20 protein-coding genes are annotated in these 14,813 nt (G+C 68.0%); 7 read left to right on the forward strand and 13 right to left on the reverse strand.

Features of this window, described 5'->3' with window-relative positions; all coding sequences use genetic code 11:
* On the reverse strand, nucleotides 1–1,565 hold a 1,565-nt coding region (locus ACWEV3_RS19540), incomplete at its 3' end, for an ATP-dependent Clp protease ATP-binding subunit (RefSeq protein ID WP_452615238.1).
* A gap of 164 nt (nucleotides 1,566–1,729) precedes the next feature.
* Here ACWEV3_RS19540 and ACWEV3_RS19545 point away from each other — a divergent pair.
* Together ACWEV3_RS19545 and ACWEV3_RS19550 are read left to right on the forward strand one after the other, a co-directional pair.
* Complete coding sequence (locus tag ACWEV3_RS19545; RefSeq protein ID WP_452615239.1) at nucleotides 1,730–1,921, forward strand: hypothetical protein; 192 nt, start codon at nucleotides 1,730–1,732, stop codon at nucleotides 1,919–1,921.
* Nucleotides 1,922–2,034: 113 nt separating this feature from the next.
* A complete protein-coding gene (locus ACWEV3_RS19550) occupies nucleotides 2,035–2,604 on the forward strand; it encodes a hemerythrin domain-containing protein (RefSeq protein ID WP_452615240.1) in 570 nt (189 codons plus the stop codon).
* A gap of 22 nt (nucleotides 2,605–2,626) precedes the next feature.
* Here ACWEV3_RS19550 and ACWEV3_RS19555 read toward each other — a convergent pair whose 3' ends face one another.
* The 6 genes from ACWEV3_RS19555 to ACWEV3_RS19580 all read right to left on the reverse strand — a co-directional run bounded on the left by ACWEV3_RS19555 (nucleotide 2,627) and on the right by ACWEV3_RS19580 (nucleotide 6,777).
* On the reverse strand, nucleotides 2,627–3,130 hold the full coding sequence (locus ACWEV3_RS19555; protein ID WP_452615241.1) for a hypothetical protein: 504 nt from the start codon (nucleotides 3,128–3,130) through the stop codon (nucleotides 2,627–2,629).
* Between the two features lie 232 nt (nucleotides 3,131–3,362).
* Complete coding sequence (locus ACWEV3_RS19560; protein ID WP_452615242.1) at nucleotides 3,363–4,388, reverse strand: iron-containing redox enzyme family protein; 1,026 nt, start codon at nucleotides 4,386–4,388, stop codon at nucleotides 3,363–3,365.
* A complete protein-coding gene (locus tag ACWEV3_RS19565; protein WP_452615428.1) occupies nucleotides 4,345–4,524 on the reverse strand; it encodes a CDGSH iron-sulfur domain-containing protein in 180 nt (59 codons plus the stop codon). The genes ACWEV3_RS19560 and ACWEV3_RS19565 overlap by 44 nt, the downstream gene beginning before the upstream one ends.
* Nucleotides 4,525–4,588: 64 nt before the next feature.
* Nucleotides 4,589–5,278, reverse strand: coding sequence for a HemK2/MTQ2 family protein methyltransferase (locus tag ACWEV3_RS19570; protein ID WP_452615243.1), 690 nt, complete (start codon nucleotides 5,276–5,278; stop codon nucleotides 4,589–4,591).
* A 32-nt stretch (nucleotides 5,279–5,310) separates the two neighbouring features.
* The gene (locus tag ACWEV3_RS19575) at nucleotides 5,311–6,354 is read right to left on the reverse strand and encodes an L-histidine N(alpha)-methyltransferase (RefSeq protein ID WP_452615244.1); all 1,044 of its coding nucleotides are present in this window, start codon (nucleotides 6,352–6,354) and stop codon (nucleotides 5,311–5,313) included.
* 90 nt (nucleotides 6,355–6,444) lie between these two features.
* A complete protein-coding gene (locus ACWEV3_RS19580; RefSeq protein ID WP_452615245.1) occupies nucleotides 6,445–6,777 on the reverse strand; it encodes a DUF2188 domain-containing protein in 333 nt (110 codons plus the stop codon).
* A 247-nt stretch (nucleotides 6,778–7,024) separates the two neighbouring features.
* On the opposite strand from ACWEV3_RS19580, the gene ACWEV3_RS19585 reads away from it, so the two are divergent.
* Both ACWEV3_RS19585 and ACWEV3_RS19590 read left to right on the forward strand, forming a co-directional pair.
* Entirely contained in the window at nucleotides 7,025–7,567 is a 543-nt protein-coding gene (locus tag ACWEV3_RS19585) for a phosphate signaling complex PhoU family protein (RefSeq protein ID WP_452615246.1), read from the forward strand.
* Complete coding sequence (locus ACWEV3_RS19590) at nucleotides 7,513–7,677, forward strand: hypothetical protein (RefSeq protein ID WP_452615429.1); 165 nt, start codon at nucleotides 7,513–7,515, stop codon at nucleotides 7,675–7,677. The genes ACWEV3_RS19585 and ACWEV3_RS19590 overlap by 55 nt, the downstream gene beginning before the upstream one ends.
* Nucleotides 7,678–7,827: 150 nt before the next feature.
* Here the strand turns inward: ACWEV3_RS19590 and ACWEV3_RS19595 are convergent, their stop codons facing one another.
* Together ACWEV3_RS19595 and ACWEV3_RS19600 are read right to left on the reverse strand one after the other, a co-directional pair.
* Nucleotides 7,828–8,061, reverse strand: coding sequence for a hypothetical protein (locus tag ACWEV3_RS19595; protein ID WP_452615247.1), 234 nt, complete (start codon nucleotides 8,059–8,061; stop codon nucleotides 7,828–7,830).
* Nucleotides 8,062–8,295: 234 nt separating this feature from the next.
* Complete coding sequence (locus ACWEV3_RS19600; RefSeq protein ID WP_452615248.1) at nucleotides 8,296–9,057, reverse strand: phosphotransferase family protein; 762 nt, start codon at nucleotides 9,055–9,057, stop codon at nucleotides 8,296–8,298.
* Between the two features lie 129 nt (nucleotides 9,058–9,186).
* Between ACWEV3_RS19600 and ACWEV3_RS19605 the strand changes: the two genes are divergently transcribed.
* Nucleotides 9,187–11,004 (forward strand): TIR domain-containing protein, encoded by a 1,818-nt coding sequence (locus ACWEV3_RS19605; RefSeq protein WP_452615249.1) that lies wholly within the window; start codon nucleotides 9,187–9,189, stop codon nucleotides 11,002–11,004.
* A gap of 32 nt (nucleotides 11,005–11,036) precedes the next feature.
* Nucleotides 11,037–11,174 (forward strand): hypothetical protein, encoded by a 138-nt coding sequence (locus ACWEV3_RS19610; RefSeq protein ID WP_452615250.1) that lies wholly within the window; start codon nucleotides 11,037–11,039, stop codon nucleotides 11,172–11,174.
* An 82-nt stretch (nucleotides 11,175–11,256) separates the two neighbouring features.
* On the opposite strand, the gene ACWEV3_RS19615 is transcribed toward ACWEV3_RS19610, so the two are convergent.
* The 3 genes from ACWEV3_RS19615 to ACWEV3_RS19625 form a co-directional block, all read right to left on the reverse strand.
* Nucleotides 11,257–11,436: a hypothetical protein gene (locus ACWEV3_RS19615; RefSeq protein WP_452615251.1), complete on the reverse strand. Its 180-nt coding sequence runs from the start codon at nucleotides 11,434–11,436 to the stop codon at nucleotides 11,257–11,259.
* Nucleotides 11,437–11,619: 183 nt separating this feature from the next.
* Nucleotides 11,620–12,891, reverse strand: a complete 1,272-nt coding sequence (locus ACWEV3_RS19620; RefSeq protein WP_452615252.1) for an MFS transporter — start codon at nucleotides 12,889–12,891, stop codon at nucleotides 11,620–11,622.
* A gap of 2 nt (nucleotides 12,892–12,893) precedes the next feature.
* Nucleotides 12,894–13,211 (reverse strand): rhodanese-like domain-containing protein, encoded by a 318-nt coding sequence (locus ACWEV3_RS19625; protein ID WP_452615253.1) that lies wholly within the window; start codon nucleotides 13,209–13,211, stop codon nucleotides 12,894–12,896.
* A gap of 75 nt (nucleotides 13,212–13,286) precedes the next feature.
* Between ACWEV3_RS19625 and ACWEV3_RS19630 the strand changes: the two genes are divergently transcribed.
* Nucleotides 13,287–13,952, forward strand: a complete 666-nt coding sequence (locus tag ACWEV3_RS19630; protein WP_452615254.1) for an ArsR/SmtB family transcription factor — start codon at nucleotides 13,287–13,289, stop codon at nucleotides 13,950–13,952.
* 130 nt (nucleotides 13,953–14,082) lie between these two features.
* On the opposite strand, the gene ACWEV3_RS19635 is transcribed toward ACWEV3_RS19630, so the two are convergent.
* On the reverse strand, nucleotides 14,083–14,808 hold the full coding sequence (locus tag ACWEV3_RS19635; RefSeq protein WP_452615255.1) for an arylamine N-acetyltransferase family protein: 726 nt from the start codon (nucleotides 14,806–14,808) through the stop codon (nucleotides 14,083–14,085).
* Between the last annotated feature and the right edge of the window lie 5 nt (nucleotides 14,809–14,813).

Consider the following 14,813-nt stretch of genomic DNA (forward strand, 5'->3'; position numbering starts at 1 on the left):
CGGTCGTGGAACTCGCCCATGTCGATCTGCACCAGCGCGTCGTCGTCCCCGAACAGGAACTCCGCCAGCGCCTTCGACAGCTCGGTCTTGCCGACTCCCGACGGCCCGGCGAAGATGAACGACCCCGACGGCCGCTTCGGGTCCTTCAGGCCCGCGCGGGTGCGGCGGATCGCCTGCGACACGGCCTTGACCGCGTCGTCCTGGCCGATGATCCGCTTGTGGAGCTCGTCCTCCATGCGCAGCAGGCGGGTCGTCTCCTCCTCGGTGAGCTTGAACACCGGGATGCCCGTCCAGTTCGCCAGCACCTCGGCGATCTGCTCGTCATCGACCTGGTTCGCGGCCCCGGCGCGCACGCGCAGGCGGGCGGCCGCTTCGTCGATGAGATCCACGGCCTTGTCCGGCAGGAAGCGGTCGTTGAGGTAGCGATCCGCCAGGCTCGCCGCCGCCACGAGAGCGGTGTCCATGATGGACACCTGGTGGTGATCCTCGTAGCGCGAGCGCAATCCCTTGAGGATGGCCACGGTCTGAGCCACCGATGGTTCGTCGACCTGGATCGGCTGGAAGCGGCGATCCAGGGCCGGGTCCTTCTCCATGTGCTTGCGGTAGTCCGCAATGGTCGTCGTGCCGATCGTCTGCACCTCGCCGCGCGCCAGCATCGGTTTGAGCATGCCGGACGCGTCGATCGAGCCCTCCGCCGCACCGGCGCCGACGAGCGTGTGGATCTCGTCGATGAACAGGATGATGTCGCCGCGGGTCTCGATCTCCTTGAGCACCTTCTTCAGGCGTTCTTCGAAGTCGCCGCGGTACCGCGCGCCGGCGACCAGCGAACCCAGGTCCAGGATGTAGAGCTGCTTGTCCGTCAGCGTTTCCGGCACCTCGCCCGCGACGATCTTCTGCGCCAGCCCCTCCACGACCGCCGTCTTGCCGACGCCTGCCTCGCCGATGAGCACCGGGTTGTTCTTGGTGCGCCGGCAGAGGACCTGCATGACCCGCTCGATCTCCTTCTCCCGGCCGATCACCGGGTCGAGCTTGCCCTCGCGGGCGCTCTGCGTCAGGTTGCGCCCGTAGTCGTTGAGCCGGGCGGGGAGCTGCGGCCCTTCACCGGGGTGGTCCGGCGCGGCATCGGGCTGGTTGCGGTCGAGAAGACTCTCGACCTGCCGGCGAACCCGGTCGAGGTCTGCGCCGAGGCTGACGAGCACCCGGGCCGCTGGGCATTCGCCCTCGTCGATCAACCCGAGCAGGATGTGCTCGGCATCGATGCGGTCGTGGCCGCGGCGCCGCGCTTCCCGAAGCGACAGCTCCAGCACCTCCTTCGCCTGCACCGTGAACGGGATGTGCCCGCTGGGCGCGATGTGCCCCCGGCCGAAGAGGTGTTCCACCTGGCGGCGCACGCCATCGAGCGTGATCCCGAGCGACTCCAACGCCTCGGCGACGACGGGATCGCCCTGGTCGACCAATCCCAGGAGGATGTGCTCGGTGCCGATGCAGTTGTGGTCGAGCGTCCGGGCCTCTTCCTGGGCTAGGACGATCACCTGCCTCGCGCGGTCGGTGAACCTCTCGAACATCGGGCACCCCCGGCCTTCCGGTACCGAGCTAGTACGAGGGTGCCCGCTGCGGAGCGACCTCACGCAGCGGCCGCGGGAGTCGTGCTCGCGAGTCTCCGGGTGCGTTGACCGAAACCCGGGCGGGTACCCCTACCGATGTGCGCAGGCGATGACGTCGGAATGACATGTTCCCCGCTGGGGAAGGCCGTGCTCGGCGCCGCACGGACTGGCCGGAGTTCGGCGACCTGGACTGGTCGCGGCCGGCGGAACTCGCCGAGCAGTCGGAGCTGATCGACACTCGCAACCAGCTCACCCCTGGCGTTCTCCGGCGGGCAGGCCTGCAATGGCGCGGCACCGGCCGCGCGGCACGGGCATAGCAACGCGTTCTCGCGCGCCGACCGGTCCGGCGCATCGAACTCCGTTTAGAGACCGGCTGCGGGGGAAGGACGAGAGGAGGACAACGACCGATTTCTCTTGGAAGGACTGCACGATGACGCGCGCAACGAGGCATTCCGGGGGCATGGTCGACGTTTTGGTGACGGATCATCGCGAGGTGGAGCAGGCGTTCGCCGACTACGAGCGCGGTGGTCTGTCCGACGAACAGCGCCGCGAACTCGTGGATCACATCATCACGGAACTGGTGCGGCACTCGGTGGCGGAGGAGCAGTACCTCTACCCCACGGCGCGGGAAACGCTGCCGAACGGTGACGAGGTGGCCGACAAGGAGATCGCCGAGCACGCCGAGGCCGAAGAGGTGATGAAGCGGTTGGAGAGCATGGACGTCGCCGACGCCGGGTTCGACGACCTGATGGCGCAGTTGATCCGCGACATCCGCCAGCACGTCGAGGAGGAGGAGCGAGACCTCTTCCCACGCTTGGAGCAGGCTTGCAACGCCGACGAGCTGATGGACCTCGGGAAGAAGATCCAGGCGGCGAAGAAGACCGCCCCGACCAGGCCGCACCCCTCGGCGCCGGACCGCCCGCCGGCCAACATGATCCTGGACCCGGGCGTCGGGATGATCGACCGGATGAGGGACGCACTGTCCGGTCGGAATCGTTGATCGCGGCTGCGGCGGCTGCCGTTCAGGCGGCGTTGGAGGTGTCGACGTCCAACGCTTCGAGGAGCACGCCGCGGTGCAGGTCCGCCACTGGGGCCAGCAGGTCCGGGTGGCGGAGGAGGGTCGCAGCGCCCAGTTCCCGGTCGCCAGGGCCGGTGAGGCGGCGGAACTGGTCCGGCGAGGCGGAGCGGTGGCGGTCGACCAGCACGTCGACCGCCGCCGCGGCCAGTGCAAGGTCCCCGAGCAGGCAGGCGGCCCAGCTGGCGACCACCTCGTCGACCCAGGTCCGCCACGCCTGGTCCGCGTCGTCGTGCGCCGTTGCAACGCCGCCGACCAGCGCGTCCAGGCGGCCCGCCCCGCCGGGGCCGGCGATCAGGACGAGGTCGGCATCCACGGTGGTCGGATAGCGAAGCAGGGCAGCCACGGTTACGGCCTGCACGGCCTGGGCCTCCACCAGCGCGCGGCTGAAGGCGCCTCCGCTGGACGCGGGGTAGGCGGTGGTCAGCCAGCGGGCGGTGGCCGTGATCATCGGGGCAAGGGCCGAGGACAAGTCGGGGTCTCGCTTCCTCGCTGCTCGGGACGGCTGCCACCACGGTATCCCTCGCGCGGGGCCGGCTGAAGGCCTCGCGCGCAGGTGAGGCGTAGCGCACGGCAGTAGTCGACCCGACCGGAGCGAGGTCCGAAACTCACCAACCATCGCCCAGTTCAGCTCCCTGACGGGGAGTTACGGCGCTTCTGCGCTCGTCGAGTGCCGACTACGGCTACGGCGGTTGCTGGTCGGCCGGGGGCAGGAGAGAACGCTCGTCGTTGGCCCATCGGTCGAGCAGCAGCGTTTCGAGTTTGCTGCCCAGGTGGGTGCTGGCGCGGATGCCGAACACGACATCGGAGGCGAGTTCTGGCTCGGCTGCCAGCAGGGGGGTGAGGACGCTCCGCCTCACCAGTTGTTCGTGGACAGCGTCGGCTTCGACGTGCTCGGCGTAGAACTCGATGGCGTCCGGGCCGCAGCCGAGCCGTCGCATCGCCTGGACGAGCCGGTCGGAACCGGGCGAGGAGGTGAGCTCGACGGTGGCGAACTGCCCCAGCAACGCGCCTCGAAGACCGCGGTGCAGCCCGCACATCGACATCAGGTTGACTTCGGCGAGCGCTTCCGCCGGGGCGGAATCGAGGTAGGCCCCGTACCGGTCGTCCAAGCCGAGAGCGCGCATCATCCTGGCGAACAGGTGGGAATGCATGCGTTCGGGGTTACCGGCACCGTATTCGTCGTGTTCGATCGTGACGAAAGCGGATTTGGCCGCCCCGGAGAGCCGGGGGATCACCCAGGCCTGTGGGTCCGCTTCCTTGAGGTGGTACAGCGACCGGTGCGCTACGTACTCGCGCAACTGCCACAACTGCCCGTCGCGGCGGAGGTGGTGCGTGACCCCCCACGCATCGGCGGGCTCGACGAGGACCCTTCGCAGTTCGGCCTCCACGTCATCGCCGGCCGGGACGTCATCGCGCAGGGCGGTCAGGAACACTCGTTCAAGCCCGTGGCGGAGCACCAACAGCGTGGGGTCCCATTCCCGCTCCGGTTCGACACTGCGGAAGCCGCGGTAGTGCAGTTCGTAAAGGCAGTAGAGGGCGAGTTGCAGGTCTTGCCCGTAGGGGTCGGTCTCGTTCGGGGGCGCAGGCGGGGCCGGGTTGCCGCGGAGCGTTTCGAGGACTGCGGATGACAGCGGGCCACGTGGGGACGGTAACTCTGCTTCCTCAGTGCTGCCGATCATCTCTGGAGGTCCCGTTCTGGTCGTCATCGGTCTTCCTCCGGCGGTTTGGGGCGCAGCGGCGGTGGCTGGTGTCGCACATCGGGTAGCGGCGACTCCGGCGGCACGTGCACAGGGCGGTCACCGCACGTTCGGAACACACGCGACGTCCGTCTGGCATGATCATTTCGACCGGGTCGTGGATGAGCACGGGCCCCTCGCCGGTGATCTCGATGCGGGTGGGAGAGCGGTCAGCCACGGCAACCCTCCACGACGACGAGTTCCTCGTCGCGGCGGCCTGACTTCAACAGACCACGAGATTCGAGAAGCTCGGCACGAGTTCGCATCACCGGGCCGAACGGCACGATCGATCGCGCGATCACCTGTGACCGAATGCCGACTCCCTCCAGGCGCTTCAGGGTCGCGCGCTCGTCGCACACCTCGGATTGCACGATCAAGACCGTGCCGCCGCTCCTGAGCGCTTTGGCAGACCCCGAACAGATCCGGTCGAGGACTTGCCTGCCGTCGATGCCGGCGTCCCAGCAGCGAGCAATCCGGTGGCGGGGGAGCATCGATGTGGGCGCGGGCATGTAGGGCGGATTGGCCAGCACGAGATCGAACCGTTCGCCCCGCACCGGCTCGAAGAGGTCACCGCGACGAACATCGACCGAGGCTCGATGGGCCCGGGCGTTGAGCCACGTTGCGACTGCGGACCGCAGAGATAGGTCGACCGCCATGACCGATGCCGCCCCGGCCCGGGCCGCCTCAAGGGCGAGCGCACCTGTACCGCAGCCAACGTCCAGCACGCGCCGTCCGCGGGCGTACCCGCCTTGGTGCATGACATCCGCCAGCAGCGAAGTGTCGTGAGCTACCCGGTAGACGCCGGGAGGCCGGATGAGGGGCACTCCGCCCTGATACCCCTTGTCCGGCGGTCGAAACATGGGCCCCTGGATGTTTCCGGTGACGCTGGCCTTCAGCGACGGCAGAAGAGGAAGAGGCCGTACTGCCAGCGCTCGTCCACCCAATGAGTGCGGGGGACGAGGCCGAAGGCGCGCATCTCATCGATGAAGCGCCCGGGTTCGAACTTCGCGGAGAATCCGACGTTGATCGAATCGCCTGCCCGGAACTTCAGCCGGATGTCCAGTGCTCGCAGTTCCGCCACGTGCTCCGCGGTGGCGTAGAGGTGGCCTTCGACCGTGCGGGTGTGCTCGTTGTAATGGGCCCGCGCCTGGAAGCGGTCTAGCAGGAAATCACCGTCGAAGCGACGGTTGAGGTGGGCCAGGTGGTTCAGGCGGAACCGCACGAACGCGGAGCCGCCCGGCGGATCGTTGTAGCAGGTTTCGAGGACGTGCTTGGGTTTGACCAGGTCTGCCGAAACGAGAAAGCGGTCGCCAGGTGCGAGTGTGCGCTCGATCTCCGCGAGCAGCGCGTGGCGTTCTGCGACGGTCGCGTTTCCCAACGTGCTCCCCAAGAACATCATCGTGACCGGCGCGCGACGTTGCCGGCGGATCCAGCGAAGCCCCGCTTCGTACCGGCCCCACAACCCGCGCACGGTCACCTCGCGGCAATCGGCGGCCAGCGCGTCACCGCTGGAGACGAGCATTTCGCGGCTGACATCGATGGGAAGGAACGTCGTTCGACGCCGAGCAGCGCACGCGGCGAGCAGTACTCGTGTCTTCTTGGCGCTGCCGCTGCCCAGTTCGGCGACCCACGGTGTTCCGAGCTCGTCCGCGATCGCCCCGGCATGCCGCTGCAGCAAACCGTCTTCCACGCGGGTCAGGTAGTAGTCCGGTAGCTCGGTGATCTCCTCGAAGAGTTCTGACCCGAGCGCGTCGTAGCCGAAGTGCGGCGGAACCCGGGGCGGTTTCTCGCGCAGAGCGGCCTCCAGCGCGTTGCCATCATTCCAAAATCCGGTGTCGCCATCTATGGCTTCGACCTTGGCCCGGCCTTCCAACTCCGTCCACCAACGTTCATCGCTCGGCGTCTGGAACGTGTCTCGCTCTCGTTCGACCAACATTCGCGGGGCGGCCGCAAGGTCTCTCGTACAATCGAGCGTTGCTGACGTCGGCGCACACAGCCCGCGTTTCGTGCCGCGTACTTCTGCCTGTCAGTCGGAGGAGAGCGTGTCCACCAGCTCGCCCACCTCCGTGTGGGGTAGCGATCGTGCGACGTCCTCGATTCTGACCGTCTGGACGCGGCAGAACGTTGGGAAGATTTTAGTTCCTGGGCCATCGAAGCCTGTCGCCTCCTGAGAGGGACGACCTCTGCCAAGGAATCCGTGGATGACCAGTTCGCCGCCGCCGTCGCGGACGAGTAGTTGCTCGTGTGCCGTCGAGACCGCTTCGTCCTGGGTGGTGGTGCGCGTCGGCGAGTCACGCCCGACCGGATCGGTCACCTGCCAGCCACCGTCCGGGTGCGGAGCCACATGGCGGGTCGCCATCACTGATCCCTCCCGTTCGCATGCGGAAGCCTGTTTTCGGCTACCCGGTCGTGGTGGCGGTAGAAACGCGGCCGATCGGACGTGGGGCCTGCCCGCGGGGCGGGTCGTCGTCCGTTGTCGGTGGACTGACGGGCCAACCGCGCAGCCCACTGGTGGCCCTTCCACCCACGCGAGCTTGGCAGGACCGCCGCTTTCGGTAGCCCTCCGCACATCGCGGGCATCTCACCCCAGGCTTACGCTGAATCGCGTGCGGGAAGCTTTTCACAATGAGCTAATACAGCTGGGAAATCAGCTGTCCGGCATGTGCGAGCTCGCCGCCGACACCATGCGGCGCGCCACCGCGGCCCTGCTCAACGGCGATGTGGGACTCGCCGAGCAGGTGATCGAGGAGGATGCCACGTTGGACCAAGCGGGCAAGGCCTGCGAAGGGCTCGCCCAGTCGCTGCTGGCCCTGCAGACACCAGTGGCCAGCGACCTGCGCACCGTTCTGGCCGCGCTCTACTGCGCGGTGAAGGTCGAGCGGATGGGTGGTCTCGCCGTCAACATCGCGAAACTCGTTCGCCGCAACCATCCGGCCAGGGTCGTGCCACCGGACTTGGAAGATCAGTTCAGGGAAATGGGAGAACTCGACGTGCGCATGTGCGAGCACTCTGCGACCTCGTCACCGGCAGTGCGGAAGGCCGGTTCGCCGAGCTCAACCACACCGACGACGCCGTCGACGCCCTGCACGCGAGAATTCTCGAGACCGTTACCGATGGGGACTGGCCGCACGGGATCCCCGCGGCGGTGAACGTGGCGTTGCTGGCCCGGTTCTACGAGCGCTTTGCCGATCAGGCGGTCTCCGTGGCCCGACGCCTGGAGTTCGCCGCCACCGGCACTCTCCCCACCCAGCCCAGTTAGCAAGATCATGGAGCAGTCCACACGGCCCCGAACACGGGCCTCGGTAGCGGCCGCGACTCTTCCGTGCGAACTCCGCGGATGCACGCTGCTGACCGAGCAGTCCGGGTCTCGGGAACTGGTCGCGCACTACGGGTCCGGACTCTGATGATCTCAGGAAAGCTGACCCAACGTGCGACCGATGTTCTGCTCCACGATGCCGAGCATTGCCGCTCGATGCGGGAAGTCACCGTCGAGCAACCTCAAGGGGCCTGCCACGAGTGACAAGTACATGGCAAGGCGATAGAACCGCATGCGGTCGTCGTCCAGGTCGTCACCGCGGAGATGGTGATAGTTGTCGCCGAAGCGCAATTCCAGAAAGACGTGCTCCCATTGAGCCTTTTTCATCCTGGTCGGTCCGCAGCCGCGGGTCGCAAAGCCACACGTCGATGAGGTGTCGCATGCGCCGCAGGCGCATAGCCCACCTACGACGCCGGCACCGCCGCGGGTTCTCAGAGGCTTCCTGGCGAGGACGGCCCCTCCGCCGTGTATTGGACATACATCAGGAGGGGCACCCACAGTCCAGGGAGCCTCTGAGGTTCCGCTACCCGCACCGCCACGCAAATCGAGGTTGGAAAAACCTCATTCGATGTCGAAGAGCATCGCACTCTCGATATCGATGAGCACCGGCTGGTCGTGATCATCGATGAGGACGTGGTCGGCGCCCAGCTCGCCATGGATCAACCCGTATTCTGCGCGTGTTGCCACGGCAGCGTGTCGCTCGTCAAGAAGATCCGCGAGGCGACGTTCGACGGCCGCGATCGCCTCGACGCGAGCGGCGGCTTGGGCGAGGTGGTCCAGCGCACGGCGCAGCACGACGTGTTCCACCGGGTCGGTGCCACCGGGCCGGTCGGCGCCCAAGCGGCCGTATTGATCACGTTGAGTGTGGTGCATCGTCCGGACGACATCACCGAGACGAGCCAGCACGTGTTGAGCACGGTGCGGGTCGTGTTCCCACAGGGCTTCGAGCGTGCCACCGCGTACGTCCTCCACCACGGCCACGTCACCGGCGAGGAGCCTCTTGCTGCTGTCCAGCATGATCACCTGGGGGACTCGGACTCCGGTAGCGGAGAGCGCGGCGTGAGCGGCCTCGAACAGCCCGAGGCCAGTAGCATGACCGAACGGGTCGTTGTGGTCCTGCGGCGCTGCGTCCGGCCAGTAGTCCTCATCGGCGCTCCACACATAGGCGATGCTTGTCGTGCGGTCGTCCGGCATCAGCCGATAGACGCCCTTTTTCGAGCCGCCGCGCAGTCGTTCCACCGAGACCAACTCGCGCGAGCCGAACGCCGCTCGCACGACACTTGCCAACTCTTGACTGCCGAGCCGCCCCCGAGCAACGGTCATTTTCGCACCCTACCAACCGAACTCGCCCCCAACGCGTGACCGGAGATCAGCTCCGGGCGGCGCTGAAACCTGTTTCGCGCTCACCGACCGAGGGCGCTTGCCGATCCGTCGTGGACGTGGCGGTGCAAGGTGCGCAACACTGCCTCGGTGCCCCAGCACCCGACGGTTTTCGTCTCATATGCCTCGCACGACCGTGCCGACGCTCTTGCGCTTCGCAGCCTGCTCGCTGGGCGCGGCTGCGAGGTCTGGCTCGACGTCTTCGACATCAATCCCGCAGGGCGGTTGCATGCCGAACTCGTCGACGCGCTTCATCGGGCCGACCTGATCTGCGTGCTGCTGTCCCCGTCGTCGGTTGCCTCGAAGTGGGTACGGCTCGAACTGGATGAGGCGATCGCGGGTGGGCAGCGGCTGTTACCGATCCTCCTCCGTCCGTGCGATCTTCCTGACCGGCTCGACGGACTGGTGTGCATCGACGCGGAGGACGGCATCGACACCGAGCACGTGGGTCTGCAGATCCTCCGGGCGGTCCTCGGCAACGAGGCCGCGTCCGGCCGGGAAATCGACGAAGCCTTCCGCCGGATGCTCGCCGGGCGTGAGCAGGTGCTCGCCGCGTCGGAGGCGATGCGGGACATCGCCGAGCAGCTCAGGCGGTTCCGCACGGAGCCGATCCGGAAGGTCGGCATCGCGCTGAATCCGTGGGCTATCCCGGCGTCACAGACACTGGAGATCCGGTTCGTCGTGGAGCAGGACAACCTCTTCACCCCGCCGATGTCCTTCTTCTTCGCGCACTTTCGGGAGGACGCTGCGACCTGGCCGGCCGAGTTGGCGTTCGAGCAGCCTTCGCGCCGTGACTTCCGCACCGGCCAGGCCGAGGTTGACGGGAAAATGCGCTGGATGGAACGCGTCGCGCCGCTCAGCCAGGCGATCAGGGCGCCGGCCTTCGCGGGTGACCCGGCCCAGTTTCACCTCGAGTTCGACGGGGCCGACTGGACGCCCGGAGGACTCAACCTGCGCCGGAACTTCGAGCTCCCGGCCCTGGCCGAGCTGGCGGGGAACCGGGCGTGCTTCCAGGTAGTCCTGCACGATCAAGCGCGACGTGCCAGTGAATTGGTCGATTCGGAGAAGACCGACCTCGACATCGAGATCACGGCGACGCTGCCCGGCGAGGCCCGTCATCAGCACATGCATCTGCGGCTGTTCAAGACCGGCCATGACGCGCTGGAGCGGCTGTTGCTCGGCTCCGGCTACTTGTCCATGCGCGAAAGCCCGGTGGAGCGCGAGGTTCTGCTCGGGTGCTACCCGCCTGTTCGCGGACGCCCGCGACATGGCGAGGAAGAGCGCGGCGCACGTGAAGGACGGCTGCGTGCAGGGGCGGTGTACGACGAGGCCGACCTTCGCGATGCCGCTCGTGTCGCGTTGCTCGACGCCAAAATTTTCCGCAACCGCGGAGACGTTGCGGCTGCGGACACGGAGTTGTCCAAGGCCATCGACCGCATCTCGCCGTTCGTGCTGGACGGCGCGGAGCCGGGCCCTGATGACGCCGAGCTGGTCTGCGAGGCTTACTTCGGCAAGGCCGAGCTCATGGCGAGCATTCGGCGGTACGACCAAGCGCAGGTCTGGGGTGAGCGGGTCATGGAGGTCCGCAGGCGTCAGGCGGAGAGGCACCCGTACGACTCGGCCAATCACAGCCGGCTTGCCTTCATGCTGGGGCTGCACGCGGAGGAGAAGCTGAATTCGGGCGACTCTGCCGACGCGGCCCCACTGCTGGTGGAGATGGCCGGCCATGCGCGGCAGGCATTCGCGGTGACGCGAGATCCGCGCGACGCGCGCGAGCTCGTGGAGATCCTCGGGCACGCGATCAGGCTGGCGGAGCGTGCGTCGATCGTTGGTCTGCCGGTCGCCGAGTGGAAGGCCGAGATCGAGCGCTTGCGCGTGGAGGGGCCCTGAACGGCGTCAGCCGCGCTTGGCACGCACGCCGCATGGTGTGCTTGCGGAAGATGGCCTCCTCGGCGGCAGCGATGAAGTCGGCCACCGAACGCATCACCACCGGCTACGGCTATGACGCGGCGGGCAGCATCACCCGTGCCACCGACGGAAACCGCTGCGCCGCACGGTGATTCCCCGGGGTCTGGCGGAATCGACGAGCGAACCCGCCACCGCACCAACCCCCAACCCAGCCGACCGCACCTGCCTTGCGGCCTATGCGGCCAGCTCGGGTGTGGCTGCGAGGATCTGATTGCCCTGCGTGCCGTCGATGCTGATGTTGAGGGTGTTGGGCAGGCGTTGTGCCGGGTGGCCGTTGAGGTGCACGCGGCAGGGGAGTCGCTGGTCGAGCTCATCGTGGAGCATGTCGCGCAGTTGTTCCAGCCGCACGAACACGATCTCCTCGGGCGTGGTGTCGAGCAGCCGCGCGGGCGCTGCGGCCGTAGTGGTGGCCGCTGGAGGGGGTGCCGAAGTGCTCGGTCAAGTACGGCCGGCACGCCTCGGCTACGCGGGGGTCGATGGCTGTGGTGGCGTTGTAGTCCAGGTAGATCGGGTTGTCGTGGAGTCCGGCGGGGATGTTCATGGGGTGTCCTCGGCAGCGCGGTGGGTTCGGGGGTGGGTTTCGTACATGCGGATCGCGATGCTGACCGCGGAGGCGAGGCTGAGGACGGCGGCGGCCCAGACGGCGGCGCGCAGGTCCCAGAGGTCGGCGACGATGCCGCCGAGGACGGCTCCGGCGGCGTAGCCGCTGTCGCGCCAGAGTCGGTAGACACCGACGGCGCGGGCTCGCCAGCTGGGGTGGGCGACGTCGCCGACGGCCGCCAGCAGTGTCGGGTAGACCATCGCGGTGCCGGCCCCCAGCAGGACAGCGGCGATCGCCCACGCGGGGAAGCTGTTGGCTGCGGCGATGAGGGCCAGCGCGGCTGCTTGGGTGAGCATGCCGGTGGCGATGAGGTGTTTGCGGCCCCATCGGTCGGACAGTGCTCCGGTGGCGAGTTGCCCGATTCCCCAGACCGCGGGGTAGAGGGCTACCAGGAGTCCGACGCGGTCCACGGCCAAGCCGGCGCTGGCGAATAGCAGCGGGAACAGCCCCCAGGACAGGCCGAAGTTGAGGTTGTTGACCAGGCCGGCCTGGCTGGCCGAGGACAGGGCCGGGTCGGTGAACGTGGTGCGGGCGAAGACCTGCCGGTTGGTCAGGTTGGTGTGCCCCGTGGTGGGGCTGGTGGTGGCGTGCTGGGCGGCTTCCAGGTGGGCGTGATCGCGGGTTTCGCGAACTGCCAGGGCCGAGAGGCCGAGGCCGAGCGCGACGTAGAACGCCCCGAGCAGGAACGGTGTGGGGCGGAGCCCGTATTGCTCGGCGAGATGGCCCGCGAGTGCGGAGGTGATGGCGACTGCCCCGTATCCGGCGGCTTCGTTGAAGCCCATGGCCAGCCCTCGTTGCCGGGGACCGACGAGATCGACCTTCATGATCACGGTCGTCGACCAGGTCAAGCCCTGGTTGATGCCCAGGAGGAAGTTCGCGGCCACGATCCAGGCCCAGTCTGGTGCCCAGATCAGCACCAGGGGCACGGGGATCGCGATCAACCACCCGGCGACCAGGACGGGTTTGCGGCCGAAGCGGTCGGACAAGGTGCCGGCGAAGTAATTCGTCGCAGCTTTGCTGAGTCCGAACACGAGCACGTAGGTCAGCAGGAAGGTGTAGCCGACCAGGTGGAATTCCTGCTTTGCCAGGAGCGGGAGCACGGTCTGCTCTTGGCCCACCATCCCGCCCACCAGGGCGTTGACCGCCACGAGCAGGCTGAACTGCGCGAGGTTGGCGCGCAGGCCCAGCCGCAAGCCGGTGGTGCTCATGCTCAGACCTCCAGCGACCGGCCGGTGACCTCGCCCCAGTCCTCCGGGCCGCCCTGCAGAACCGCCAGATCGCGGTGCCCGGCCCGTTCCAGGAGGCTGGCCCCTCCCATCGCCCGCTCGCCGTGCCCGCACATCACCACGGTCGGCGAGGCGGGCAGTGCCTCAGCATGATCGGCGAGCGTGCCGAGTTCGATGTGGGTGGCACCGGGCAGGTGTCCGGCGGCGAACGCCAGCGTCAGGCCGCGCCGCTGTGCGGCCCGACGCACGCCCCGCAGGTCCAGGCTCACATCGACGAGCGGAACCAACTCCACCGTGCTCATCGCGGTACCTCTCCCAGGCAGTGCTTCATCGCCCTGACCTTGTTATACACTATTCCACGGAAGATTGGAGTACCGATGGGTGATCGAGACGCGAAGACGGCCCTGTTCGATCAGTTCGCCCGCGTCGGCAAGGCACTGGCCAGCGGGAAGCGGCTGGAGCTGCTCGACCTGCTCGCCCAGGGCGAGCGCACGGTCGAAGCGTTGGCGCGCGCGGCGCAGCTGGGGATGACCACCGCCTCCGCGCACCTGCAGACCCTCAAGCAGGCGAACCTGGTCGCCACCCGCCGGGAAGGCACCAAGATCTACTACCGCCTCGCCGGCACGGACGTCGCAGCCCTGTACGCGCTGGTGCGCACCGTCGCTCATGCTCACCTGCCCGACGTGGAAGCGGCCCGCGCCGCCTACCTCGGCCCCGATGATGCCGAGCACGTCAGCCGCGAGGAGCTGCTCCGCCGGGCCCAGCTCGGCGACGTGGTCGTGCTCGACGTGCGTCCGAGCGAGGAGTACGAAGCCGGGCACATCCCGGGCGCGGTGTCGATCCCGGTGGACGAACTGGCCGACAAACTCGGCGACATCCCGGCCGATCAAGAGATCGTCGCCTACTGCCGCGGCAGCTACTGCGTGCTCGCCCACGATGCCGTGCGTCTGCTGACCGCCCACGGCCGCAACGCCCGAAGGCTCACCGACGGGATGCTCGAATGGCAACTCGCCGAGCTGCCCGTGGAAACGGAGGCGCGGTGACCGTCGCTCTACTGGTCCACCCACGTCCACATCGGACCGTGAGCGGTTCGGGGCGCTATAGCACCCCGAACCGCTCACGGGCCTGACCTCCAGGCGGGAGTGCCGGCGCGCCCGGCCCGGCGGCACCGGGTCAAGGGCGTTGGTCCGCTGGCCACGGCTGCTCGACGAGCCGCGTCGCGTCCGCATCGTCGAGGTCGATGTCGAAGGTCTCGGACAGGATCTCCGGCAGGTCGGCTCGGTCCACGCCGCGGGTTTCACCGGTTCCGTCCGGATACTGGGTGTTCAAGGTGACGCCGTCGAGCAGGTGGTGGACCTCCGGGTGGAATTTCTGGGCGATGGGTCGCGTGGTGAACGGCGAATGGGAGGACGTCGACACGTAGTGGCTGCCGACCTCGTAGTCGATCCGGTACTGCGGGGTCATCGTGAACGTGCGCCGGTTCAGCCAGCCGTTGCGGGAGAAGTGGTGCAGCGCCCCCACCTGCGCGCCGAGTTCGTCCGCGCCGAGTTCGAGCCGGAACCGCCATCCGCCGATGGTGAGTTCGCCATCGCTCGGGGTCAGCTCGACCGGTTCCGCCGGGCCCGAGCCGAAGCCGACGTCGCAGAGCCAGGCTCGATCGTCCTCGGCGGTGGTCACGCGCAGCACCGCGTGCGTGGCGGGCAGCGGCCCGTTGTCCGGGCCGATGGAGATCCGCCCGCCCATGCCGATGACACCGAAGCCGAGCCTTTCCAGCACGGCCGCGAACAAGGCGCTGTTCTCGTAGCAGTATCCGTCCGACGGCGGCAGCCTGGCCAACCGAGTCCGGCTGGCACTGCGCATCGTGGGCGCGGTGAACGCCGTCGGCGACCGGATCGCCATCCTGG

This window comes from Saccharopolyspora sp. NPDC003752 (assembly GCF_053605825.1).